This is a genomic window from Saccharothrix sp. CB00851, from assembly GCF_001905065.1.
GTDB lineage: Bacteria > Actinomycetota > Actinomycetes > Mycobacteriales > Pseudonocardiaceae > Actinosynnema.
Genome location: NZ_LWLC01000027.1, coordinates 71,019 through 95,553, shown reverse-complemented (window position 1 = coordinate 95,553; position 24,535 = coordinate 71,019). Strand labels below are relative to the sequence as shown.

Here is a 24,535-nt window from a genome sequence, read left to right as displayed (position 1 = left end):
GGGCGTGCGTCGATCAGGTTCGTGCGTTCGGGGGCGGTCGGGGGTCAGCAGTCCTCCACGGGGACGGTGTTCAAGGGCCCGTGGCGGCCTTCGATCATGGGGTAGACGTTGACGGTGATGGACCCGTCGGGCTTGCCTTCCTTGGGGTTGCCACCCCAGAACGCCCGGCTGGCCACCAGGCCGCCGTCGTCGCGGTGCGAGAACGCGCCGAGCCTGGGCAGGATCTCGGCGTTGAACGCCTTCGCCCGGTCCGCTCCGCTGGTCGGCTGGTCGGCGACGCCGAAGGACAGCACGACGCCCGCCCTGCGCCCGTTGAGGTCGGGCTGGGACAAGCGGGCCACCACCTGGTCCTCGACGGCCTTGAGGTGGGCGTCCCGCTCCGGTGACGCGCGCCCCGTCAGCAGGGTCGGGTCGGCGGTGACCCGGAAGCAGATGAACGCGCTGTCCACGCCGGGCGGCGGTGTCGACGTGGTCGTGGTCGTCGTGGTCTTGGTGGAGGTAGTAGGGGTGCTCACCGCGCCGCCGGTCTGCGTCGCGAGGAAGATGACGACGAGCACCAGCAGGGAGTCGGCGAAGATCCAGCCGACCACACCCACGAGGTTGGACCCGCTCTCCGCACGGCGCTTCACCGCGTCAGCCCGCCCGTCCCGACCCGCGCCGCCACCACCGCCGCCTGACCTGGCTGTCGAGTTCGACCACGCGGGTCATCGCCTCGACCACCCGGCGGCTCTGCTGGGCGCTGTCGGCCAGTTCCACCGACACCGCGTGGAGTTCCGGGAGCAGCAGCGCCGGGGCGGCGCGCAGGTCGTCCACCGCGCGTTGGAGTGCCTGCGCGGCCTTGACCGCGGACTCGTCGAACTTGACGAACGAGTCACCGACCTGGCCCGCCGCGGCACGGCGCTCCTCCAACTCGCGGTCCAGGGCGACGACCACGGACTTGCGCAGGTGTTCCATCTGCGCCGGGAGGTCGGCGACCACGGTCCGCAGCACGGCTTCGGTTTCCTTGGCCAACTTCGCGGTGCGGTTGGCGGCCGTGGCGGCGGCCAACGGGTTGTCGGCGAGCACGCCCAGTTCCTGCGTGACGACCTCCTGGCGGGCGTGGATGCCGTCGAGCTTCGCGCCGAGCTCGCGGATGCCCGCCAGGACGTCGAGCACCTGCTGCTGCGCCGCCGGCAGTTTGCTGTTCAGCCCTTCGGCACCGGTGACGAGCGTGTCGACCCGGTCGCCGAACCGGTCGGTGGACCGCGCCAGCGCCTCCACGTTGGACTTCAGGCCGTCCGAGCTGTCCACGATCGCCTTGCCGCCCACCGCGAGGGCGTTGGCGGCGTCGACGAACTCCGCGAGGCCGCGCTTCCCGGCCTCGATCGACACGACCAGTTCCTCGCGAGCCTTGGCGAGTTCCGCGACGGCGGCGCTGTGGGCGGCCGCTTCGTCGCGCAGGTCGTCGACCCGGGCGTGGTAGATGTCGTTCAGCCGGCCGTGCAGTTCACCGACCGCGCGCACGACGGCGAGCAGGTCGTCCCGCGCGGCGGGCAGGTTGGCGTTGACCTCCTGCACGCCCGCCGCGAACGCCCCGGTCACGGTCTCCATCTCCCGGACGCGCGTGGCCAGCTCGGTGGTGGGCCCCTCCAGGCTCTTGGCGCTGCCCGCGATCACGGCCCCCGTCCGGGCGAGGTCTCCCGTCGCACGCACGAGTTCGGTGATGTTGGCGCGTCCGTCGTCCACCAGCTCCGCCAGCACCTTCTGCGCGTCCACGAGCCGGCGGAGGGTCTCGTCGTAGACCGGGAGCAGCTCCTTGGCGCTGTCCGTCAGCCGGTCCACCACCTGGTCCTCGACCCCGCGCACGGCCGCCCCCGCCTCGATCAGCACGTCCCGCAACGCGTCGACCTTCAGCAACCGGTCACGCTCCTCCGCCTCCGCCGCGCGGCGCTGCAGCAGCGTGCCGCCCACGAAGAACACGACCACCGCGAGGATGGCGCACAAGTCGAGCAGGGCGACCACGTCGAGCGTCACCCACGTCCGGTCGCCGAACCCACGCGTCCACATCTGCAGGAACGAGGCCTCGGCGAACTGCTCCTGCTCGGCCCGCGGCGCGTTGAGCAGCTCCCGGTACGCCTGCACCGCGAAGTAGATGCCACCCCACGTGACCAGCAGGGGCAGGAAGAGCAGCACCGTGCGGACGACATCGACGTGCCGGGCGCACCACGCCACCAGTCCCCGCCGCTGCCCCACCACCGCCTCGGCATCGAAGAACGCGAGCAGGTCCACGCCTCGCCAGGGTGCGGTGTTGCCGTTCCCCAGGTCGTCCGCCAGCCGAACGAGCCCGGAGGCGAGGTCGCGGTAGGCGGGTAATCCGGCCAATTCCCGAAGGCTCGCCTCGGGACTCTTCGACACCACTCGAACCTCGTTCTCGTCGCACGTGCACACGAAGCCGCCAAGACCTGCCAGGTGGCTCACCGATCGCGGTATCGCGACGTCCCGGACCGTCGTTACTCGTCTCGGCGGCATCGTATCGGAGTCATTGCGCGACGGTGACCGATACGACAAAAGAGCATTAGCCGCAACAATCCGAGCCTACGCAATCCGCAATTATCGGGCTACCGACGGGTCGGACTGTCGCGGTCACCCGATCACACCGGGACCATCACCGACTGCTGATCTTCCCAGCTCAGCCCGTCGCACCGGAACCCACTCACGCAATTCCGCGACGATTCCTCACATTGCCGCCGATACCCGAGTCACCGCGTCGATCAGCCGACTGGGCACCCGATGCGAGCCAGGCCGCGCGATAGGCGAGAACCGACTCCGGGGTCGAGTCCTCATAACCGAATTCGACGCCGCAGCGGTCGCAGATGTCGAACGAGGCAACCTCGCCATCCGCACCCCACGGCGGTTCCTCGTGCCACGAGCCGCAGACCCGGCACCTGTGGAGGTCATCCCGCATTGAAGTACTCCAGGTTCGCAGGGCCCGACCACCGCACCCGGGAACGACCGGCCGGAGCAGCCGAGTGCAGCGAACCAGGAACTTCGTCACAGGCGACGGTGGTTTCGCGGTAGAAGTACCTCACCGCCTACCACCCGAACCCGGTCCGCCCCCGACCGAACGCCGCCACGCTGAACTTCACCGCGGGTGCCGTGACCAACAACCTCGCCGTCACCGAGAACGTGACGGCGGCGTTCCACAACGGCAGCGACGGCACCCTCGACCTCGTCGTGGACGTGACCGGCTACTTCTACGAGTACTGACGGACGTTCTCCGGACGCGCGGCCGGACCTGTGGTCGGTCCGGACGCGCGGCCTTCGGATCAGCGGTTTCTCTCCACCCACAGGCAGTAGAGGTCGAACCCGCCAGGGCTGGCGTCGAACTGCTTGGCCAGCTCTCCGCTGCCCGCGAAGTCGGCGAGCACGTGGTGGGTGCCCTCGCGCAGGCTGACGGCGAACAAGGGTCGCCCGACAGGCGAGTCGCAGGCGGCGTCGCCGGTGCCGGGCGGGTGGAACTCCGGGCACGTCGTGCACGGCGGCAGGGTGAACTCGTGCGCGGTGGAGCCCGCCAGCTTGATGGTGATCTCGCTGTTGACGGTGTTGTAGAAGCTGATCGTGATCGGGCCGCCCTCGCCGAGGGGTGCGGGCACCGGCACCCGCGCGCCCGTGCCGATGGCCACCGCGGCGGCGATCCGCGCCGATCTGGCCTGCGGCAGGCTGCCGTGCTCGGGGAAGATCCTCATGAACCGGTCCAGTGTGACGACCGCGGCCTCCGCCTGGCCGTCCCGCAGCTCGCCCAGCCCGCAGTCGAGCATGACGCGCGGGTACTGCTCCTTCGCCTGGCCCGCCACCTTCTCGGCGACCTTGTTGGTCAGTTCCGCGAAGAAGCCGAAGACGTCCACCACCTCGCACGGCTTGCCGGCGGCGAGCGGCGCGGTGGCCGCCGCGTAGAGCGCGTCGAACGCCGCGGGCACCTCCTTGGCGGCTGGCGTGTCACCGAAGTCGTCGGCGATCGCCTCAAGAGCGGTGGCCGCCGCGCTGGCGCCGACGGGCGTCTCGGAGGTGAGCTTCTTCGCCAGCCGCAGGTAGGTGTCGGCGACCTCCGGGGCGAACGACTCGTCCTCGGCGAGCAGGTCGCGGTAGACCTTGATCGAATCGGACAGCCTGCCCTCGTCACGCAGGCCGCGGGCCCAGGTCGTGTAGGTCTCGATCAGCTTCTCGCGGACGAACGGGCCCAGCGGGCTGTCCGGGTGGTCGCGGCGGAACTGGCCGTAGCGCTGCACGACGGTGGCTTCGTCCTCGGAGTCGGCCGCACGGGTGAAGTCGGCGCACTCGACCAGGCCGCGGTTCGCCGCGGCGATGTCCGAGCTGAGCGTCAGCTCGTAGGGCCCGGTCACGGCCTTGAACCGGTCGGTCGCCGCCACGCAGTCACCGCGGCCCTGAGCGGCGAGCCCGTCGTCGTAGGCGCCGCGACCCAGCACGCCGTACCCGGTGTACGCGCCCACCACGGCGACCACCGCGACCGCCCCGACCACCACGGGCCGGCGATTGGCGATCGGCGGGTGCTTCACCGCGATCCGCCGCGCGTCGAGGACGAGGACCACCAGCCAGACCGCCGCCAGGCTGCGCCACAACCACGGGTTGGCCGCCGCGTTGGTGGCGAACGCGACGCCGACGAGCGCGACGGCGAGGACCGTCGCCGTCCACGCCTGCCAGCGTCGGCGCAGGTAGAAGTAGCCGGCACCGACCCCGGTCAGGTTCAGCAGCACGGCGGCCGCGGTGGACTTCGGCTCGGGCGGCGTCGGGAGGATGCGCAGGATCGGGTCGGTCGGCGTCGGGTCGACCCACACGGCTTGTTCCTGCGGCCCGTTCGGCCGCGCCCACGGATTCACCGCCACGGTCGGGTGAGCCGCCGCGAGTTCGGCCGACTGGGTGGCCGCCGCTCCAACGGCCGCCGGCTCAGCGGCTGGGGCAGCGGTCGCGTCAGCCGGGGCCGGTCCGGCGGCGGGCGAGTCGGCCGCCGCCTCGGTGGCCCGCGGTGCTACCGGTTCGGCCGGTGCGGGGTCCGCCGGCGGTTCGGTGGTCGCCGTTTCGGTGGTCGGTGCTTCCTGGTCCGCCGTCGGCGGCTGTACGTCCGTGTTCTCCGGCTCTGCCGACACGGCACCCGGCGGTTCGGCCGCCGGTGGCTGTGCCGTCGATTTGTCCTCGCTCATCCCAACCCCCCACAACGGTGTCCCCCGACCCGATCACCAGGGGACCACACCGCGGTGGTCGGTTGCATGGTTTTTGTCGCCGACAAGCCATTCCGAGTCCAAAGCGTGAACGGCGAGCCGCACGACCGCGGCCCCACCCCGGTCGTGCGGCTTCGCGGTGACTTCAGCCCGTCCCGTCCCCCTGCTCCGGCGGCAGGTCGATCCAGCTGCCGACCGCGGTGGGCACGGAGATGCTCGGCGCCTTCGGCGGACCCAGCGCGCTGGCCACGGCCTCCTTCCACACGTCCTGGTCGCGCGGCTCATCGCCCTCCTGCACCTCGGCGAACCGGATGATGCCCTCGGTGTCGATCAGGAACGTGCCGCGCCGGGCGATGCCCTCGGCGTCGTTGAACGTCCCGTAGGTCGTGGCCACCTCTCCGTGCGGCCAGAAGTCCGACAGCAGCGGGAACGGGTACTTCTGCCGCTCGGCCCACTCCCGCAGCGAGAACGGCGAGTCGACCGACACGCCGAGCACCTGGACGTTGTAGCTGCGGTAGACCTCGATCTCGTCGCGGATCCGGCACAGCTCGCCCCGGCAGACGGGGGTGAACGCGCGCGGGTAGTACACCAGCAGGACGCTCTTGTCACCGGCGTACGACGACAACGTGACCGGCCTGCGGTTGTCGTCCTCCAGGGTGAAGTCGGGAGCCTGCGAACCGATCTCCAACACAACACACCTCCTCGTCCCGCTCAGCCCACGACCGAACGCCGCACCTGCTCCACGTCGAGCGCGCGGGCCTGGCGGATCACGTCGGCCAACGCCCGCTCGCTCAGCGAGCCCTCGTGCGCGAAGATCAGCGCCCCGGCCCGCATGACCGCGATCGTGGGTATCGTCTTCACGTTGAACGCCGTGCCCAGCTCGGGCTGCTCGTCGGTGTCGATCGAGGCGAACACGACGTCGTCGTAGTTCCCCGCGGCGCTGCGGAACACCTCGGTGAACGCCTGGCACGGGCCGCACCAGTCCGCCGAGATGTCGATGACGATCACGTCGTTGCTCTTGATCAGCTCCTGGTACGACGGCACGTCCAGCTCGATCACTTCACGGCCGGTCTCCGACATCGGTCACCGCTCCTTCCACGTCGACCACCACTCCTCACACCGTCACCGGGTCGGCGACCTGCTCGACCTTCTGCATCACGTAGGCGACCAGCTGCAGCAGCGTCTGCTTCACCTCGGCACGATCACGCGCGTCGCAGCGCAGCACCGGGATGCTCGGGTCGATCGACAGCGCCCGCCGGACGTGTTCGAGGGGGTGGTGCAGGATCCCGTCGAACGTGTTGACCCCCACGGCGTAGGGGATCTTGCGGTTCTCGAAGAAGTCGATCGAGGTGAACGAGTCGGCCAGACGCCGGCTGTCGGCCAGCACGACGGCGCCGAGCGCGCCGCGCACGAGGTGGTCCCACATGAACCAGAACCGCTCCTGCCCCGGTGTGCCGAACAGGTAGAGCAGCAGGTCGTCGCTCAGCGCCACCCGGCCGAAGTCCATCGCCACCGTGGTCGCCATCTTGTTCGGGATCCGGGTGGTGTCGTCCAGCTCGTTGCTGACGACGGTCATCATCGCCTCGGTCTTCAGGGGCTGGATGTCCGAGACCGCGCCGACGAAGGTCGTCTTCCCCACACCGAACCCGCCCGCCACCACGATCTTCGTGGAGGTGACCGAGCCGACCTTCTTCACTGGACCGAAATCGTGGATGTTCATGGTGCGTCGCCCTTCCCGGTCCCTCAGTTGGCCGCGGAACCGGCGGAGACGCCCCGCTCCGCGTCGTCCACGCGCTCACCCGGCGTCAACTGGTCGCTGAACTTGTCCACGAGCAGCGCCATCTCGTAGGCGATCTGTCCGATGTCGTAGCCGGGATCGGCCAGGATGGACAGGCACGAGCCGTCGCTGATCGCCATCAACAGCATGGTGCCCGCGTCCATCTCCACGATGGTCTCCCGCACGTTGCCCGCCTCGAACCACCGGGCCGCGCCCTCGGTGAGGCTCAGCAACCCGGACGACACCGCGGCGAGCTGGTCCGCCCGGTCCTCCGGCAGGGCGCCGGAGGCGGCGAGGAGCAGTCCGTCCGCGGAGACCGTGATGCCGTGCGCCACCCCGGGAACGCGGTCCACGAACTCGTTGATGAGCCACCGGCACTTGTCGACGAGTTCCTGGTAGGTCAGCGACTTCGACTGTCCGCTCATTTTCCTGTCTCCCTCTCCAACACGGTCCAACCGCCTGTGTGTTGTGGTCGGCCCCGCATCCGGGCCTCTTGTTCCTTCGCCTTGCGCACACCGCCCTGGTAGCTGGACAACCTGCGCCGCAGGTGCGCGGGGTCGCGTTCGATCGGCTTGGGCCGGTCCGACCCGTTCGCACTTCCCGGCGGGAGGTGCGCGCCCTTCTGGCGCAGCGGCAGCCCGTCCTCCGTGTAGACGGTCTCCTGCCGGGGCGGCTCGGGCGGGGGTGACGGTTGCGGTGCCGCATCAGCGCCCCGCTCGGGTTCCGCCGCCCCGTCCCGCGCCTTGAACCACCGGGACGGTGCCCGCGGGTCCGGTACGCCACCGGCCGGGCCGCTCGTGGTGACACCCGCGGGGACCGCCGCGAGCACCGGCGTCGCACCACGATTGCCGGGAATCCGCACCGGCAGGTCAACGGGGACGTCGTCGTGCTCCGCGCCCTTGCGCTCGACGGCTCCGCGACGCGCGTTCCGCACGGCCTTGTCGCGTTCGGCACGCCACGCCTTCGACTTGCCGTACCAGGAAGAGACGCGGCGCCCGCCCTCGTCGTCGTCCGGCGCGGACCTCGTTTCCGGCGTCCTCACGGTGGTCATCACCGTCACCGGACCGGCAACGCCCGCGCGCACCGCTTCCTCCTCCAGCAGCACCGAACTGGGCACCGAGATGAGCGCCGACACGCCCTCCACGTCGTCGCCGCCGAACAGCTCGACCTTGAACCCGTGCCTGCCCGCGAGCCTGCCCACCACGAACAGGCCCGTGCGGCGCGAGCGGGCGATCTGCGCCGAACCCAGGTTCGTCAGCCGCTCGTTCGCCTTGCGGACGTCCTCGTCGGACATGCCGATCCCGTTGTCGAACACCCCGATGGACAGCCCTTCGTGCCTGCCCAGCTCGGCGTTGACCGTGACCTCCTTGTCCGGCGGGCTGAACGCCGTCGCGTTGTCGAGCAGCTCGGCGATGATCCGGATGAGGTCGCCCGCCGCGGTGTTGGAGATCCGCACCGACGGGATGCCCAGCACCCTGATCCGCTGGTACTTGTCGACCTCGGACATCGCGGCCCGGAACACGGCCTCCATCGGCACCGGGTTCTTGGTCGCCCGCACCAGCTCCGTCCCCGCCAGCACGAGCACGTTCTCGTTGTTGCGCCGCATCCGCGTGACCAGGTGGTCGAGCTGGAACAACAGGTGCATGTCGGCGGACGACCGGTCACCGCTCTCCAGGCGTTCGATCACCTCCAGCTGGCGCTGCAGCAACATCTGCGACCGCCGGAACATGTTGACGAACACCTCGGTGTACCCGGCCCGGACGTCCTCGTTCTCCAGGTCCGCCCGCAACGCGGCCGCGCACAGCTCCTCGACCCGTCCGACGAGCAGGGCGAGACCGGGGTCGGACACCGCGGGAAGCCTCTTGGCCGGCTCACCGGCGTCCTTGCGGCCGAGCGCGCCGGCCAGGACGTCGGTGAGCGGCACCGCGGCCAACGCGTCGATCTCCTCCCGCACCAGGGTTTGCGCGTGGTGGAGGCGTCGCACTATCACCACCACCGCGGCCAGGAGTGCGAGTGCTCCGACGGCGAGGGCCGCCACCGCCGGGCGGGCCCAGCCGTCGGCCCGGAACAGGGTCGCGAGGGCCGCCACCACGAGCTGCGCCAGCCCGATCGCGGCGAGCACGACACCCAGACGTGTGTTCATGGCTGCTCCGTCCTGGTCATCCGGCATCGGGCAGCTGTGACAGCCCGGAGTAGACCCGCCGGAGCAGGTCCATCGACGGCAGGCCGTTGACGATGACGGCCGTCTCGTGCACGCGCAGGTAGCCCTTCGCGATGCACTCGCCGATGATCGTCAGCGTCAGGCCGAGCGGCGCGGAGACGCTGACCGCGACCTCGGCGACCGACTGGGGCGCCAGGCACACCCGGCACACCTCCCGCTGGTCGGCGGTCATCTGCCGGGCGGGCAGCAGGGAGAAGGGTCGGGCCAGCTCGACCACGGTCTCGAAGCCGAGGTCGTCCGGGGTACCGGAACGCTCGGCCGAGCGCACGTACGGCCGGATCAGCGCCGCGTCATCGAGCTCGGGCACCGGGTCGGGTTCGGGCTCCGGCTCGGCCACCCCGGTCGACGGCACCAGGCAGGACCGCCGCGAGCCCTCGTTCTCCTCCTCCACCAGGACCCTGATGGGCACGAGGTGGGTCAGCGCCTCCACGACGATCGCCGTGTCCGTCGCGGGACCGGGTTCCTCCGCCGCGGAACGGTCGCGGAAGTCGTGCTCGGCCCACTCGCGGTAGTCGGTCCACCCGCCGAAGCGCGACGGTGCCGCGCGGTCGGTCCGTGCCGCCGCGGTCCGGTTCCCGTTCGCGGTCATCGCCGCGCCCCGTGGTCGGTGCGCATGCCGATCCCCCGGTCGGACTCCGGCCAGACGTCGTCGAAGCGCTCCGCCTCCACCGGTGGGAGCACCGCGCGCCGCGGTTCCCGGTACGGCAGCGGAACGACGACGCGCAGCCCGTGCGGCGAGTCCGAAGTGGCTATCTCGACTTCGGTGGTGAGGGAGGAGAAGTTGGGCGACTGCGCGACGGCCACGGCGGCACCGGCGCCGACGAGCAAGCCGAGCAGTGCGGGGAGCATCCGCGGGTTGAGTCGCATCACTTGCGCCTTTCGAGGTCGTTTCCCGGCTGATCAGACGGGCGACAGCGGGGGTGGCCCGGCGAGCTGCCGGTCCCCGGCCGCACCGGTGTCCGGCCAAGAGCCGGCTCGCAGCTTCTTCCCGTAGTCCAATACCGCCACCGAGCGGTCGAACCCGATGACACCGGTGAGCCTGCCGTCACGCAGGTAGCCGGTCAGCGAGCGCTCCGAGGAGGACGCCTGGTCGAGCGAGACGTGCTCGGTGCCGACCGACGGCATCCCGACGGCCTGGATCCGCAGCCCGTGCTGCTCGGACCAGAACCGGGGCACCGGGGTGAACGGCGTCGCCGACTCGCGGCCGCTCAGCAGGTTCTCCGCCGCGGCCCGGCCCATCTCGATCGCGTTCGTCCAGTGCTCGACGCGCCGGGGCTTGTCGTCGAACCGCAGGTTCGGCCAGGACGCGACGTCACCGGCGGCGACCACGTCCTCCATCCCCTCGACGTGGCAGGTGGCCTCGCACACCACCCCGTTCTCCAGCCGGGCACCGGAATCACGCAACCAGGACACCGCCGGAACCGATCCGATCGCCACGACCACGCAGGAAGCGCTGATGGCGCGGCCGGTGGACAGCAGCAGCTCCGCGCGGGACGCGTTGCCCGACCAGGACTTCACGGAGACACCGAGTTCGAGGCGGACCTTGTTGCGCCGGTGCAGGTCGGTGAGCCGGGTCGCCAGGTCGTTGTCGAGCAGGTTGTTCATCAACGTGCCGGTGCGCCCGACGATGGTGACGGACCGGTCCATGGACCGCAGGCTCGACGCGACCTCGCAGCCGATGAAACCGGAGCCGATCACCACGACCTGCTCCCGCGAGCGTTCGAGCAGGGTCTTCGTCTTCCGCGTGTCCGCGCGGGTGCGGACCACCACGACGCGCGGATGCCCGTTGAGCCCGCCGGGGTGCCTGCGCGGCTCGACACCGCTCGCGATGATCAGCCCGTCGTACTCCAGCTCCTCACCGCCGGGCAGGTGCACGACCCGCCTGCGCGGGTCCAGCTGCGTCACCGTGGTGTTCAGCCGCCACGTCGCGTCGAGGCTCTCGGACGGTGCCGTCAGCACGTCCGCGGCACCGAGTTCGCCGGTGAGCAGCTGCTTGGACAGCATCGGGCGGTGGACCGGCATGGTGGACTCGGACCCGACGATCACGACTTCACCGTCGAACCCGAGGTCGCGCAGCCGTTCGGCGGCGCACAGTCCCGCGATACCGGCTCCGACCACCACGATCCTCGGCACTTCGTTCATACGTCCCTCCCGGCGACTTCGATGGCCCGCATCGGGCAGGACCGCGCCGCGGAGAGCACGTCCAGGTTGCGGGTGATGTCAGGGCTCTGCCGGTAGGCCAGCCGACCGTCCTCCTGGAGCTGGAAGACGTCGGGCGCCTCGGTCTGGCAGAAGCCGTAGCGGTGGCAGCGCTGGTTGTCGACGCTCACCGTGAGCGGCGCCGCCTTGTCCACCGGCGTCGCCCGCACGGAGTCGCCCTCGATGAGCCCGACCTTGGCCAACACCCTCGACGGCACGAACCGCACCGCCACCAACGCGATGGCGGGCGCCGAGGCGGTGAGACCGGCGAGCCACACGAGCTCGAAGTTGCCGTTGGCCCACGCTCCCCACCACGCGTGCGCGGCGCCGAGCACGAACACCGCGTACGCGGTCTGGTGGAACCGCAACCAGTTCCGGTAGCGGAAGACGCGGTGCATCCCGGCCGTGACGACGATCGCCACCATCAGGTCGAAGGCGATGATGCCGAGCGCGTGCCGGACGTAGCCGTTGAGGAACGGGATGAACACCTGCGAGCCCACGACGAGCTGTTCGTCCAGGAACCAGAACCCGAAACCGTGCACCGCCGCGGTCGCCAGGGTGAACGTGGCCAGCATGGCGTGCCCGCTGCGCAGCGCGTGGTGGCCGGTGAACCGGCGGACCCAGCCGGTGGCGGTGAAGATGCCCCAGCACAGCGTCAGGCACATGGTGAGGTAGGACAGCCGCGCGGAGAACGCCACCACGCTGCGCACGCCGTTGTCGTTGCCGGTGTAGCCGGCCGCGAGCACGTCGATGGGCAGGCTCGTCATCGAGATCACGTCCACGCCTCCGCTTCCTCTTCCTCGGCGGCCTCTTCCGGCCGCATCCGCGAGCCGACCCGGACCACGAGCAACGTCCCGAAGCCCACGGTCACCAGCAGGGCGACACCGAGGACGAAGTCCACCGGCGCGGGCAGGGCCTGGTACCGCGCGTCGGTGCCGGAGTGCACCGCCAGCGCGTCGGACGTCGCCAGGCCCGTGCTCTCCAGCAGGGCCATGTGCCGGGACACGTAGTCCTCGGCGATCGCGGCGGCGGAGCGGACGACGTCGTTCTCCGTCGTGGACCGCACCGCGGCGATGGCCATGTAGACCGACCCGTGCGCGGCGCGCGTCAGGTTGACGTAGACCCGGTCGAGCTCGTCACCGCTCGCCGCCCGGATCTCGTCCCGCCAGCCCTGCTGCTGCGGGGTCGGTGCCTGCGGCAGCTGCACCTGCAGGCGGTCCGCGGCGGCGATGTTGGTCTGGTGGAGGACGTGGTGCTCTTCGGCGAGCTGCGCCGCCACCGCCCGCACCTTCGGGTTGGTGCTGCGCCGGGCGACGTCCTCGCTCGCGGGTGCCTCCCAAAGGCCCGCTTGCGCGACCGCGACGAGCATCTTCACGTCCGCCGGGTACAGCGGGCCGTACGGCGCGTCGATGGTCGTGTCGTTGCGCAGGCCTCGTCCCGGCGGGTCGCCGTCGTGCCAGCCGCTGGTCGCCGAGACACCGCACGCACCGACCGTCCCGGTGACGGCCAGGACGAGCGCCAGCCGGACGGGCAGCGATCTCCGCCCGGCACGCGTACGACCCGTACTACGCGAGAGAACGCTCATCAATGCCTTCACCTGGAAGTCCTGAGCTGCGATGTGGTCGAGCACCGGCCACCGCGGTTCGGGCTCACTCCACTTGCGACGGTGGCCATGGTGTACTCCCGTTCGGTCTTGTCGAGGGCCACCACGAGTGTTCATCCGGGAGCGTTCGCCGGTCAGCCGCCGGGGACCACCTCTGCACGAACTGACCGTCAGGTGTGCCCGAGTCCGCCCTCGGAGCGGAGGTCCGACGGGACGGCGCACCGGCGGAAACGCCGAAGTGGCGCCCCCGGAGATCCGGGGGCGCCACTTCTTGAGGGGTGGAGAGGTGGTCAGGCGGCCGCGGGGGCCTCGGTGAGCGGTTTGGCCTTCGCGCGGCTGATGGTGATCGACAGCACGGCCGCGCCGATGCTGAGGAAGCCGGCGACGTACCAGGCGGGTGCGTAGTCGCCGAAGTTGTCGCGGGTGATGCCGGCCGCGGTGGACGCGATGGCGGCACCGATCTGGTGCGAGGCGAAGACCCAGCCGAAGACGATCGGCGCCGACATGCCGAAGTGCTCGCGGCACAGGGCGACGGTCGGCGGCACAGTGGCGATGAAGTCCATGCCGTAGAAGATCACGAAGATGATCATTGGGCCGGTGACCGACTCACCGAACAGCGACGGCAGGACCAGCAGCGACGCACCGCGCAGCACGTAGTAGACGCCCAGCAGGATGCGGGAGTCGACGCGGTCGGTGAGCCAGCCGGACAGGATCGTGCCGATCAGGTCGAACACGCCGATCAGGGCCAGCAGGCCGGCCGCGGTGACGCTCGGCATGCCGTGGTCGTGCGCGGCCGGGATGAAGTGGGTGGCGACCAGGCCGTTGGTGGTGGCACCGCAGATGGCGAAGCCGAGCGCGAGGAACCAGAACGGCTTGGTGCGGGCGGCGTTCTTCAGGCCGGTGAGGGCGAGCCGCGCGGCGTTGCCGGTCGCGGGCGGGGCCGGCACGATCTCGTCCGCGCCGTACGGCGGGATGTTCACGTCCGCGGGGTGCTCCCGGAAGAACAGCAGCACCATCGGCACGGTCGCGAACGCGACCAAGGACACCACGATCGCGGCGGTGCGCCACCCGCCGTCGGACTCGCTCAGCGACGCCACCAGCGGCAGGAAGATCAGCGAACCCGTGGCGCCGCCGGCCGAGAGCAGACCGGTGACCAGGCCCTGGCGCTTGACGAACCAGCGCGTGCCGATGGTCGCCACGAACCCGAGCGAGATCGAACCGGCACCGACGCCCACCATCACGCCCCAGAGGAGCACGAGCTGCCAGGCCGACGACATGAAGATGGTCAACCCGCTGCCCAGCGCGATCAGCGCCATCGCACCGGCGGTCACCCGGCGCACGCCGAAGCGCTCCATCAGGGCGGCGGCGAACGGGGCGGTGACGCCGTACAGGGCGAGGTTGACCGACATGGCGAAGCCGATCGTCCCGGTGGACCAGCCGAACTCCGTCTGGAGCGGCTCCACCAGCGCACCCGGGGTCGCGCGGAACCCAGCCGCGCCGACGAGTGCGACGAACCCGATGCCCGCGATCATCCAGGGCCACAGTTGCTTGTTGCGAATCACGGGGCAAGAGTGCTCGATCCACGGCCGTTTCGGAAAGTGGCTGGAAGGCCATCCTGTGCAAGAATCGGGCCATGACCCGACCCCACCAGGTGGCCGTGCTCGCGCTGGACGAGGTCGTCGCGTTCGACCTCGGCACCCCGACGCAGGTCTTCAACGCCGCCCGCGACCGGGACGACCAGCGGCTTTACCAGGTCCGGATCTGCACACCCGGCGCCCGGCCGGTGCGCAGCGCGGCGGGGTTCACCATCACCCCCGAGCACGGTTTGGAGCTGCTGGCCGAGGCCGACACGATCATCGTGGCCGGGGTCTACTACGGCGCCCAGCCGCTGACCGACGGCACGCTCGACAAGCAGGTGCGCGACGCCCTGCGCACGGCCGCCCACTGGGGCGCGCGGGTCGTGTCGATCTGCACGGGCGCGTTCGTGCTGGCGGCCGCCGGCCTGCTGGACGGTCGCCGGGCCACCACCCACTGGGCGCACGCGGACACGTTCCGCCGACTGTTCCCCCAGGTCGACCTCGACCCAGGGGTGCTGTTCGTGGACGAGGGACGTGTGCTCACCTCGGCCGGTGTCGGTGCGGGCGTGGACCTGTGCCTGCACATCGTGCGGGGTGATCACGGCAGCGAGGTCGCCAACATGGCCGCGCGGCGGTGCGTCGTGCCGCCGTGGCGGCCCGGTGGCCAGTCGCAGTTCATCGTGCAGCCGGTCCCGGAGGTGTCCGACACGTTCATCGCCGGGGTCCGGGCGTGGGCGCTGGAGCACCTGCACGAGCCTCTGGACCTGCACGCGATGGCCGCGCACGCCCGGATGAGCGTGCGCACGTTCACCCGGCGGTTCCGCGAGGAGACCGGGTTGAGCCCGGCCAAGTGGGTGACGCAGCAGCGCGTCGAACGCGCTCGGCACTTGTTGGAGACCACCGATCTGCCCATCGACCAGGTGGCCCGGCACTCGGGCTTCGGTACCGGGGCGACGTTGCGGCAGCAGATGGGCGCGACGCTCGGGGTGGCGCCCAGTGCGTACCGGACCACGTTCCGGTCGGCGGGCTGAGTGGGCTGGCGGGCTGGTGGGCTGGTGGGCCGCGAAAGCTTGAAAGATCAAAAGCGTCCTCGCCGGACGGGCAGATCAGCAGGATGACATCCCCCGGTTCCGGCTTCCTCTTGTTCCGTCGGGAACTGCTGTTGGGTTGGTGGTCCCGGGGTACGTGTCATCCCACCGACCTCCCTCCGGGCTACCACACGCGTCAAGAGGGCCCCGAAGTCGGAGTGTCAGGCAGCGCTTGCACGAGGCCCTCTTGACACGTGCGGTAGGGCTACGCCAGGTCGGCGGGATGACACGAACCCCTCCCAATGAAAAGCGGAAGCGCATCGCGGCCTCCACCCGCCCCGGGCCCGTTCGTCCCCGCGCTCGTCGGCGACCCCCGGCACGTGCCACTGGCGGCGCTCTTCTCTCTACAACAGGTAGGGCTTCGTGTCATCCCGCCGACCTGGCTTTGCCCTACCGCACGTGTCAAGGGCGGCGCGTCCAACTTCGACTGTCACTTCACTGGGACCGCGCGCCGCCCTTGACACGTGTGGTAGCCCGGAGGGAGGTCGGTGGGATGACACGGAGTCCGGGACCACGCTGGGACAGCAGTTCCCGACGGGACAAGACGGAGACGGGACAGGGGGATGTCATCCTGCTGATCTGCCCGTCCGGCGAGGACGCTTTTCAGCTTTCAAAGGCTTCTAAAGGCTTCAGCCGTCCGGCGCCGGTCCACAGTAGACCGGCGCCGGACCGCCGCGGGCGACCTGAGGGGCATCAGGCCGAGGCGTCGCCCGGTTCCGCGACGGTGACGCTGTAGAGGTCAAGCTCGCGGAACGGGTTCGGCTGGACGGTGCGCAGGCGCGTCGACCAAGCCGAGAGCGTGCTCTGGTACCAGACCGGGATGGTGGGCATGTCCTCCAGGATCATCCGCTCCGCCTGCTGGTACAGCGCCCACGCCTGCTCACGATCAGGACTCCGGTCGGCGGCTGACAGCAGGGCGTCGACCTCGGGGTTGCTGTACTTGCCGACGTTGTCGGAGGCGCCGGTCCGGTACATCGGGGTGAGGAAGTTCTCGATCGACGGGTAGTCCGCGATCCAGCCGGAGCGGAACAGCGCGGTGACCTCTTGGGCGTTGAGCTTGCGGCGGAACTCGCCCATGGTCGGGATCGGCACGAAGCGGCACGGCACGCCGAGTGCCTCGGTGACCGACGCGCAGATCTCCTCCATCCAGGGCTGGTTCGGCGAGTCGACGTTGGACGTCAGCTCGATCTCGCCCTCGAACCCGGTCTCGTCGAACAGCTCCTTGGCCCGCTGGGGGTGGTAGCCGCACAGCTCGCCGCCCTGGTTCTCGGCGCGCCCCGAAACAGCGGGCGGGACCAGGCCGTCGGCGGGCACCTGGTGGCCCTGGAAGATCCGGTCGATCAGCTTGACCCGGTCGATCGACATGGAGATCGCCTGCCGCACCCGCCGGTCGGCGTAGCGCGAGTCGTACAGCGGGAACGACACGGTCTGGATGCCGAGGTAGGTCCGGTCGTGGGTGCGGCCGGGCAGGTCGCGCTGGTACCGGTTGCCCTCCAGCGCCCAGTACGGGGTGACGTCGAGGTAGTCGAGCTTGTCGGCCATCACGTCGTGGTAGGCGTCGCCCAGGTCGCGGTAGATCCGGAACTCGACCCCGCCGATGTGGGGCTTGTCGTCCCCGGCGTAGCCCTCGTAGCGCTCCAGCAGGATGTACTCCTCCCGCTCACGGGACACGAAGCGGAACGCGCCGTTGCCGATCGGGTGCGCCTCGTAGGCCGCCCGGTCCTCGAAGAACGCCTTGGGCAGCGGGAAGAACGCGCTGCACCCGAGCGTGACGGGGAACTCGGAGAACGGCGCGGACAGCCTCACCACGAAGGTCAGGTCGTCGATCACCTTCAGGCCGGACAGCTCGGCGACCTCCGACTCCGGCGCGTTGACCTCCTCGAAGCCCTCGATGTGCGACAGGAAGCTGGCCGCCTGCATCTTGTTCGGTCCGTGCGCGGTGAAGTTCCACGCGTCGACGAAGCTGCTCGCGGTGACCGGCGTGCCGTCGTGGAACGTCCAGCCCGGCTTGAGCCGGATGGTGAACTCCGCGGAGTCCGCGGTCTCGATCGACTCGGCGACCGCGTTCCTCGGGTGGGCGTCCACCGCGTCGTAGGAGACCAGGCCCCGGAACAGGGCCGCGATCACCTTGACGCCACCGGACTCGGTGGTGTGGCCGGGGATCAGCGCGTTCTCCGGCTCGGTGCCGTGGTAGCTGATGACCGGGCTCTCGCCGGCCCGCGTGGTAGGTCGCACACTTCCTCCGTAACGCCGTGGGTTTGCTCAGCGCTGGTCGTTCAGCGCGTGGTACTGGCCGTGCAGGAAGACCAGGGCGGGTGCGTGCTGGTGCTCGTTGACCGCCACGACCTCGCCGATGACGAGGGTGTGGTCGCCCACGTCGAAGCTGTCCCAGAGCACGCACTCCAGCCAGCTCGCCGAGTTGAGCACCAGCGCGCCGGTCTCGTGCCCCGGCGTGGCGCGCAGCGCGCCGACCACGGGCGCCCGGGTGACCCGGTCCCTGGCGAGCTGCCTGGCGACCTCGCGGGCCCGACTGTCCAGGATGGACACCGCCCACTTCTTGGTCTCCAGCAGGTCCGCCAGGAACGCCGAGTCGAGCCGCAGGGCCAGCGACACCAGCGGCGGGTCGAGCGAGACCGAGGTCAACGAGTTCACCGTGACCGCGTCGTGGCGCCTGCCGCCGGCCCGATCGCTGTAGGTCGTCGCCACGCACACGCCGGTGGCGAAGTTCCGCATGACACCACGCAGGTCGAGGGGCATTGTGACCTCACCTTCCGGTGCCGCCGTCCGCCGGGGCACGGGTCAGATCGCCTGGGAGAAGGAGAAGACCCGGTCGGGGTCGTAGCGGCGCTTGATCTCCGCCAGCCGGTCGGCATTGGGGCCGTGGTACGCGGCGCGCCAGTCGTCGAGGTCCGGGTCGGTGAAGTTGACGTAGGACGCGCCGGTGGCGTACTCGCCCATGTCCCGGTGCAGGTCGTGCAGCCAGTCCAGGTTGCCGCGCACCACCTCGGGCGACTCGTCCGGCAGCCACGAGGTGTCCAGCGACACGAGGAACAGCACGTCCCGGTGCGGGAACGCGGTCTCGGTCACCGGCACGTCGTTGATCGCGCCGCCCCACGTGAACAGGGCCGCGCCGGCGCCGTCGGGGTTCGCGCTGCCGGGCCACTTGTCCACCGCGGTCACCAGGGTCCGCAGCCCGTCCTCGGACAGCGGCTCCGGCGTGCACCGGGTGCGCACCGCGAACGCGCCGCCCGCGGTCTCGTGGTGCAGGTAGTCCGCCGCCTCCCAGTAGGTCCGGTCCGCGATGTCGACCCGGGACGGCGGTGCCGCGGCCAGCGCCGGTGCGAGCAGCTCCCGCAGTTCTTCGGCCGGGCCGAGGTGCTGCCCGATCACCGAGACGACGCCGGACTGCCCCGCCGCGCGGCTCACGCCGATGCGGGCGGAGAAGGCGTTGGGCGCCAGGCGCATGACCTCCTGCATCACGGTCAGCACGTCCATCGCGTGCGGCCAGTCCCACAGCACCAGGCACGTGGACGCGGCGGGCACCGGGCGCGCCTGGAACGTGAACGAGGTGTGCACGCCGAAGTTGCCACCGCCACCACCCCGGCACGCCCAGAACAGGTCGGGGTTCTCGGTCTCGCTGCACGTCACCGTGCTGCCGTCGGCCATGACGAGGTCGGTGGACACCAGCGAGTCGCAGGTGAGCCCCATCGCGCGGGACACCACCGAGACGCCGCCGCCGAGCACCAGGCCGCCGATGCCGACGTCGTCGGAGTTGCCCAGCGGGAAGACCAGGTCGTGCTCGCGCAGCGCGTCGTAGATCCTGCGCGTCCGCGCGCCGCCGCCGACGGTGACCAGCGCGGTCGACGGGTCCACGTGCACGTCGTCGAGGTCCTGCAGGTCGAGCACCAGGCCGCGGTTGACGGAGTTGCCCGCGTAGCTGTGCCCGCCACCGCGGGCGACGAGCGGCACCCCCGCTTCCCTGGCCCAGCCGATCGCCCGGCCGACGTCGGCCGGTCCCGCCACGGACAGCACCGCAGCCGGCCGCACGTCGCGGAAGCGCTCGTTGAACGGCCTGCTGCGTTCCTCGAACCCGTCGTCGCCGGGCAGCCTCAGCCGCCCGTCGACCACGTCGCGCAACCCGTCCCACCCGGTCATGCCCACACTCCCCGTTCGCTCCGAGTCCGACGTCCGCGTCGGCACTTCCTCGAGGTACGACACCCCGCTGGCAGCGTGGTCGCCGAAGCGCTGCCACTCCTCGCGCAGCACCAGCCGCCCGTCGGGCCGCGGCTGCGGCACGTTCACGGTGTGCCCGGAGATCACCTCGCCGGTGCCGAGCACCATGGTGTACGCCAGCCGCAGCGTGCCATCCGGCGAGCACACCCCGGTGACCGTGCCCCGCCGCACCTTCCCGCCGGTGAAGTCGGCCCACACCAGGTCGCCGTCCTGGTGGTACTGGGCGACGGTGCCGTCACCACCGCCGGCCTTGCGGAACAGCCTGCCGTCGTAGTTGATCATTCGTCCACGTCCAGCAGCCCGGCGGGCATCTCCAGCACGGCGCCCCGCGGCTTCGGGGCCACCTCTTCGGAGTCCACCTGGACCAGCGCGCTCGCCGCGACCAACCGCTCCTCGCAGCTCTGCGGGTCGTCGGCCTGGCACACCACGAACGAGTGCCGGGCGATGTAGCCGCCGGGGGGCAGCCGCAACGTGGTGCCCGGCTCCACCATCGGGGACGCCGTCACCAGGCCGGGCGCCTCCGTCGGCACGGTCACCGAGCGGACCAGGCAGTCGTGCTCGGGGTAGCCGAACCGGATGCCGGCCACGCCGCGCCGGTCGCGGACGATGTCGGGCCGCTGCCCCAGGGCCACGTCCACCATGACCTCGCCGGGGTCGATGCCGGTGGCGGTCTTGCCCAGGAACGGGATCAGGTCGCCGCCGACCCGGCCGTTGATCTCGATGATCAGCGGGCCGCGGTCGGTCAGCCGCACCTCGGCGTGGGTGATGCCGTCCTCGATGCCGAGCACCCGGTGGGCCCGCGCCAGCGTGTCGAGCAGCACCGGGTCGTCCAGCAGCGGGTCGGCGGCGTCGACGACGTGCCCGATCTCCTCGAAGTACGGGTGCTCGCCGGTGCGCTTGCGGGCCACGAACATCGGCAGGTACTCGCCCTTGTGCAGGGCGCCGTCCACGCTGATCTCGGGGCCGACGGCGTACTCCTCCACGATCGCGCCGCCGCGGTAGGGCTCGTCGCCGACCAGGCTGGCGTCGGAGGCGACCTGGAAGGCGTCGACCAGCTCCTGCTCGTCGCGGGCCAGCACCACGCCCATGCTGGCGCCGAGCGCGCGGGGCTTGACCACGACGGGGTAGCCGATCCGCTCGGCGGCGGCCCGCGCCTCGGCCAGGTCGGCGGTCATCGCGAAACCGGGCTGGAGCAGCCCGCCCTCGGTCAGCCGGGTCCGGGCGCTGTACTTGTCCCGGCAGCCGTGCACGCCGGGGATGCTCAGGCCGGGCACGCCGAACTCGGCGGCCAGTTCCGCCGCGGGCATGACCAGCGGCTCGTCCCAGCACAGCACGCCGACGACGGTGTGCCGGGCGGCGATCTCGCGGGCGGTCGTGGCCAGCAGCTCGTGGTCGAACACGTTGACCACGGTGATCTCGTCGAAGTACTCGTGCTGCCAGGTCGGCTGCAGGTTGTTGATCAGCACCAGCTGGTGGCCCGCCCGGCGGGCCCTGGCCGCGGCCGAGCGGACCAGGTACTCCCGGTAGAGCTTGAGCCCGCTGCCGATCACCAGCAGCACGGTCTTGGAGCTGCTCATGTCGTGGTTCCTCCTGTTTCGCAAGAAAGTGCTGGGGCGACTCAACCGGCGCGCAGGGCGTCCGCGATCCGGTCGGCGACCAGGGGCGCGGTGCGGAACCCCGCGCCGCCGCTGGCCGCCCGGGCCCAGACGGCCGGTCCGACGCGGACGAGGTGCGCGTCGCCGGTGCGCGCGTCCACCGCGTAGTGGCACCGCTTCACGGCGGCGACGGCGTACCGCTCCACGTCGGCCAAGACCTCGGCCGCCATGACCCGCTCGGCCCACCGGGTCTCGTCATCGTCGTCTTCGTCGTCCACGTCGGACACCTCGCGGCAGACCGCGTCGGTGCTGATCTTCAGCAGCGTCCCGCCGCCGGACGGCATCAGCCACGCGCGACCGTCCGCACCGATCCGGCCGGCACTGGGCGCGGTGTCCCACCACCCGACCAGCTCGTCCGGCGGGCGCAGGTACACCATGGTCTGCCGGTGCAGCACGGTCGGCAGGTCCACCAGGGACCTCGACCACGGGCCGCCGGCGACCAGGGTGAGGTCACCCTGCTCGACCGTGCCGTCGGCCAGCGCCACCCGACCCGTCACCGGGTCGACCGAGGACACCTCGCACCACGGGCGCAGCCGGGCCGCCGGGTGCTCGTCCAGCCACCGCGCCGCGCTCCACAGCACGCGGTCGGCCAGCAGCACGCCCGCGTCGAGTTCCAGCACGCCGACCGAGCCCGCCGGGAACCGCACGTGCGGCAGCTCGTCCGGCTCGACGAGCTTGACCGCGAGGCCCGCCTCGGCGCCGAGCGCGGCGACCGACGCGGCCCGCCCGTCCGGCCACGCGGTCACCACGCCGACCCGGCGGTAGAAACCGGCGTCCGGCCCGCACAACAGGGCCTCCAGCTCCAGCCACCGCTCGTAGGCCGACGCGGCCAGCCGGGTGCCCTCCGGGTCGGTCGGGTCGAGCGCCCGGACGGCCCGGTGGTGGTCGAACGAACTCGCACCGGGGTGCGGGATCGGGCCCCGGTCCAGCACGGTCACCAGGTGCCCGTCCCGCACGCACCGGATGGCGGTGAGCAGCCCGGTGACGCCCGCGCCGACCACGACCACCCGCCGGCGCGCGCCGTCCCGCACCGGTACCGGCCGGGCGTCCTCGGTCATCTCATGCCGTCCATTCGGGCAGCCGCGGCAGGCTCGTCGGCGTGACGGTCGTCGCGCCCGCCCCCGTCGGGATGTCCGTGTCCGGCAACGCCTTCTCCGCCAGGTCGATCAGGATCGGCGCGGCGCACCGCAGCACCACCTCGACCTCGTGGCAGAAGTCGCCCTCCTCGCCCGGCCGCACCGACCACCGGGCCAGCCTGCCCAGCTGCTCGGCCAGCACCTCGGCCGCCCGGGTGAGGCTGAAGACCTCCAGCTCGTAGCAGGCGGCGAACCGCTCCACGATCCGGGTGGCCGCGCCGCGCGACCGCTCCGACACCGGCAGCGGACCGCGGCCGGTGAACCGGTCCACCTGGTCGGCCACCCGGTTCCACGGCGTGACCAGGCGCGTGGACGTCACCCTGGCCAGCGCGGCCCGGCTGAAGTCGGTGCGCTGGTTCTCCGGGCTGGTCGCGGCCAGGTGGAACCGCACCAGGTCGCGCGGCACCTCGGCGACCAGCTCCCGGCCCCACACCACGTGGCCCCTGCTGGTGGAGAACTTCGAGTTGTCCAGCTCGTAGAACTCGTTGGTGACGAACTCCTCGGGCAGCAGGTACCGCCCGTCGGCGGCCAGCAGCATCGCCACCATCGCCACCGCGAACGGGTAGGTGTTGTCGAAGCCGAGGAAGTAGACGACCTTCGTGCCGGCGTCGGCGAGCCACATCTCGTCGTCCACGGCGAGCGGCACCGCGCGCCGCTCGGCCGACAGCGTGCCGCAGTAGATGCTCCACGCCGCCGGCTCGGCGTTCGGGTTGATCCGCTGGCCGGCGACCTCCGGGAACGGCGCCGGGATGCCCCACGACGTCGGGTAGGTGACCGGGTAGTCCGGCAGCGGCCGGGACAGCATCTCCCGGATCGCCTGCGCCATGTGCGGCCGCATCGCCCGGCCGTGCACCGCGAAGTGCTCGCGGATCCGCTCGCGGTACCGCTCCATGGGCAGCACGAGCACCTGCGCCTCGCGCAGCTCCAGCGGGTCGTCGGGGTCGACGGTCGACTTGGGGTCGATCAGGTCGCCCGCGGCGATCGGGTGGCCGCAGCTCTCGCACAGCCCGGCGCACCCCTCCGCGAGGCACAGCGGGCAGCCGCCCTTCACGAAGCCGTCCACCAGGTACTCGCCGGTCGCCGGTGAGTACGGGAAGGTCATCGTGCGCAGCTCGAACTTGCCCGCCGCGTGCAGCCGTTCGACGAACCCGAGCACCGCCTTGACGAACCGGTCCTCGTCGCCGGTGTACCCGTCGACGTCGATCCCGACCGCGGCCAGCGTCGACTCGATCTGCTCCGCCGACCGCGCCACCAACTCCCGCGGCGTCACGCCCAGCCGGTGCGCCGTGGTGACCACGTAGGTGGAGGTGTCCTGGTAACCGGTCGCGAGCAGCACTTCGCGGCCGGTGGCCCGCAGGTACCGGGCGTGCACGTCGGCGGCCAGGAACGGACCGGCGACGTGCCCGAGGTGCAGGTCGCCGTTCGCGGTCGGGGCCGGCGAGATGATCAACGTCGGTCGGCTCACCGCGGTTGCTCCTCGTGCCGGGCGAGGAACTTCTCGGACATCTCGGCGTCCCACCAGACGCCGTAGTACTCGAAGTCCTCCGCGCCGCCGTTGACGACCTTGTGCGTGCAGCCCGGGGGCAGGTGCACGATGTCGCCCGCGACGAAGTCGTACCGCTCGCCGTCCACGTCCAGCTCGGCGGTGCCCTTCATGGCGATGAAGATCTCGTACTCGTGGTGCGAGTGCGGCGTGGACTCGGTGCCGGCGCGCAGCACGCACCAGGCGCCCTCGAACGGGGCGTTGAGCGCGGGCCAGGGCATCAGGCGCTGCCCGTCCAGGCCGTACGCCGGTTCCAAGTTGTCCCGGTCCAGCTTGCGGATCTCGACCAT

General features: G+C 71.1%; 21 protein-coding genes and 1 pseudogene. 1 reads left to right on the top strand and 21 read right to left on the bottom strand.

Annotation, left to right across the window (positions count from 1 at the left end; translation table 11 throughout):
• Positions 1-44 precede the first annotated feature (44 nt).
• From A6A25_RS25580 to A6A25_RS25510, 14 genes and pseudogenes are all read right to left on the bottom strand, one after another.
• Entirely contained in the window at positions 45-629 is a 585-nt protein-coding gene (locus A6A25_RS25580; RefSeq protein WP_073894085.1) for a hypothetical protein, read from the bottom strand.
• 4 nt (positions 630-633) lie between these two features.
• A complete protein-coding gene (locus A6A25_RS25575; protein ID WP_073894083.1) occupies positions 634-2,361 on the bottom strand; it encodes a hypothetical protein in 1,728 nt (575 codons plus the stop codon).
• 944 nt (positions 2,362-3,305) lie between these two features.
• Positions 3,306-5,195: a hypothetical protein gene (locus A6A25_RS25565; protein ID WP_073894078.1), complete on the bottom strand. Its 1,890-nt coding sequence runs from the start codon at positions 5,193-5,195 to the stop codon at positions 3,306-3,308.
• A gap of 262 nt (positions 5,196-5,457) precedes the next feature.
• Positions 5,458-5,928: pseudogene (locus A6A25_RS25560) on the bottom strand (peroxiredoxin); the annotation flags it as partial.
• Positions 5,925-6,293, bottom strand: a complete 369-nt coding sequence (locus tag A6A25_RS25555; RefSeq protein WP_073894072.1) for a thioredoxin family protein — start codon at positions 6,291-6,293, stop codon at positions 5,925-5,927. The pseudogene A6A25_RS25560 and the gene A6A25_RS25555, both read right to left, overlap by 4 nt.
• 34 nt (positions 6,294-6,327) lie before the next feature.
• Positions 6,328-6,933 carry a GTP-binding protein gene (locus tag A6A25_RS25550; protein WP_073894069.1) on the bottom strand — a complete coding sequence of 202 codons (606 nt, stop codon included), beginning with the start codon at positions 6,931-6,933 and terminating at the stop codon, positions 6,328-6,330.
• A gap of 23 nt (positions 6,934-6,956) precedes the next feature.
• Entirely contained in the window at positions 6,957-7,415 is a 459-nt protein-coding gene (locus A6A25_RS25545) for a roadblock/LC7 domain-containing protein (RefSeq protein ID WP_073894066.1), read from the bottom strand.
• Positions 7,412-9,133, bottom strand: coding sequence for a sensor histidine kinase (locus A6A25_RS46440; RefSeq protein ID WP_073894063.1), 1,722 nt, complete (start codon positions 9,131-9,133; stop codon positions 7,412-7,414). The genes A6A25_RS25545 and A6A25_RS46440 overlap by 4 nt, the downstream gene beginning before the upstream one ends.
• 16 nt (positions 9,134-9,149) lie before the next feature.
• Entirely contained in the window at positions 9,150-9,800 is a 651-nt protein-coding gene (locus A6A25_RS25535) for a DUF742 domain-containing protein (RefSeq protein ID WP_073894060.1), read from the bottom strand.
• Positions 9,797-10,078 carry a hypothetical protein gene (locus A6A25_RS25530; RefSeq protein ID WP_073894057.1) on the bottom strand — a complete coding sequence of 94 codons (282 nt, stop codon included), beginning with the start codon at positions 10,076-10,078 and terminating at the stop codon, positions 9,797-9,799. Before A6A25_RS25530 ends, A6A25_RS25535 begins: the two co-directional genes overlap by 4 nt.
• Positions 10,079-10,111: 33 nt before the next feature.
• The gene (locus A6A25_RS25525; protein ID WP_073894054.1) at positions 10,112-11,353 is read right to left on the bottom strand and encodes an NAD(P)/FAD-dependent oxidoreductase; all 1,242 of its coding nucleotides are present in this window, start codon (positions 11,351-11,353) and stop codon (positions 10,112-10,114) included.
• A complete protein-coding gene (locus A6A25_RS45750; RefSeq protein WP_241828907.1) occupies positions 11,350-12,192 on the bottom strand; it encodes a 4Fe-4S domain-containing protein in 843 nt (280 codons plus the stop codon). Before A6A25_RS45750 ends, A6A25_RS25525 begins: the two co-directional genes overlap by 4 nt.
• The gene (locus A6A25_RS25515; RefSeq protein ID WP_158073816.1) at positions 12,183-12,995 is read right to left on the bottom strand and encodes a DUF4142 domain-containing protein; all 813 of its coding nucleotides are present in this window, start codon (positions 12,993-12,995) and stop codon (positions 12,183-12,185) included. The genes A6A25_RS45750 and A6A25_RS25515 overlap by 10 nt, the downstream gene beginning before the upstream one ends.
• Positions 12,996-13,303: 308 nt before the next feature.
• Entirely contained in the window at positions 13,304-14,545 is a 1,242-nt protein-coding gene (locus tag A6A25_RS25510; RefSeq protein WP_198932864.1) for an MFS transporter, read from the bottom strand.
• 101 nt (positions 14,546-14,646) lie between these two features.
• Between A6A25_RS25510 and A6A25_RS25505 the strand changes: the two genes are divergently transcribed.
• A complete protein-coding gene (locus tag A6A25_RS25505) occupies positions 14,647-15,621 on the top strand; it encodes a GlxA family transcriptional regulator (RefSeq protein ID WP_073894047.1) in 975 nt (324 codons plus the stop codon).
• A gap of 750 nt (positions 15,622-16,371) precedes the next feature.
• Here A6A25_RS25505 and A6A25_RS25500 read toward each other — a convergent pair.
• Genes A6A25_RS25500 through A6A25_RS25470 form a run of 7 tightly spaced genes read right to left on the bottom strand, consistent with a single transcriptional unit; the run spans position 16,372 to position 24,535 of the window.
• Positions 16,372-17,913: a peptide ABC transporter substrate-binding protein gene (locus tag A6A25_RS25500; RefSeq protein ID WP_073894043.1), complete on the bottom strand. Its 1,542-nt coding sequence runs from the start codon at positions 17,911-17,913 to the stop codon at positions 16,372-16,374.
• 27 nt (positions 17,914-17,940) lie between these two features.
• Positions 17,941-18,435, bottom strand: a complete 495-nt coding sequence (locus A6A25_RS25495) for a flavin reductase family protein (protein ID WP_073894040.1) — start codon at positions 18,433-18,435, stop codon at positions 17,941-17,943.
• A gap of 42 nt (positions 18,436-18,477) precedes the next feature.
• A complete protein-coding gene (locus A6A25_RS25490) occupies positions 18,478-20,193 on the bottom strand; it encodes an FAD-binding oxidoreductase (RefSeq protein ID WP_241828906.1) in 1,716 nt (571 codons plus the stop codon).
• Positions 20,190-21,488 carry an ATP-grasp domain-containing protein gene (locus A6A25_RS25485; protein ID WP_073894037.1) on the bottom strand — a complete coding sequence of 433 codons (1,299 nt, stop codon included), beginning with the start codon at positions 21,486-21,488 and terminating at the stop codon, positions 20,190-20,192. The genes A6A25_RS25490 and A6A25_RS25485 overlap by 4 nt, the downstream gene beginning before the upstream one ends.
• A 41-nt stretch (positions 21,489-21,529) precedes the next feature.
• Entirely contained in the window at positions 21,530-22,624 is a 1,095-nt protein-coding gene (locus A6A25_RS25480; protein ID WP_073894034.1) for an FAD-dependent oxidoreductase, read from the bottom strand.
• Position 22,625: 1 nt separating this feature from the next.
• A complete protein-coding gene (locus tag A6A25_RS25475; protein WP_073894031.1) occupies positions 22,626-24,167 on the bottom strand; it encodes a class I tRNA ligase family protein in 1,542 nt (513 codons plus the stop codon).
• Positions 24,164-24,535, bottom strand: a complete 372-nt coding sequence (locus A6A25_RS25470; RefSeq protein WP_073894283.1) for a cupin domain-containing protein — start codon at positions 24,533-24,535, stop codon at positions 24,164-24,166. Before A6A25_RS25470 ends, A6A25_RS25475 begins: the two co-directional genes overlap by 4 nt.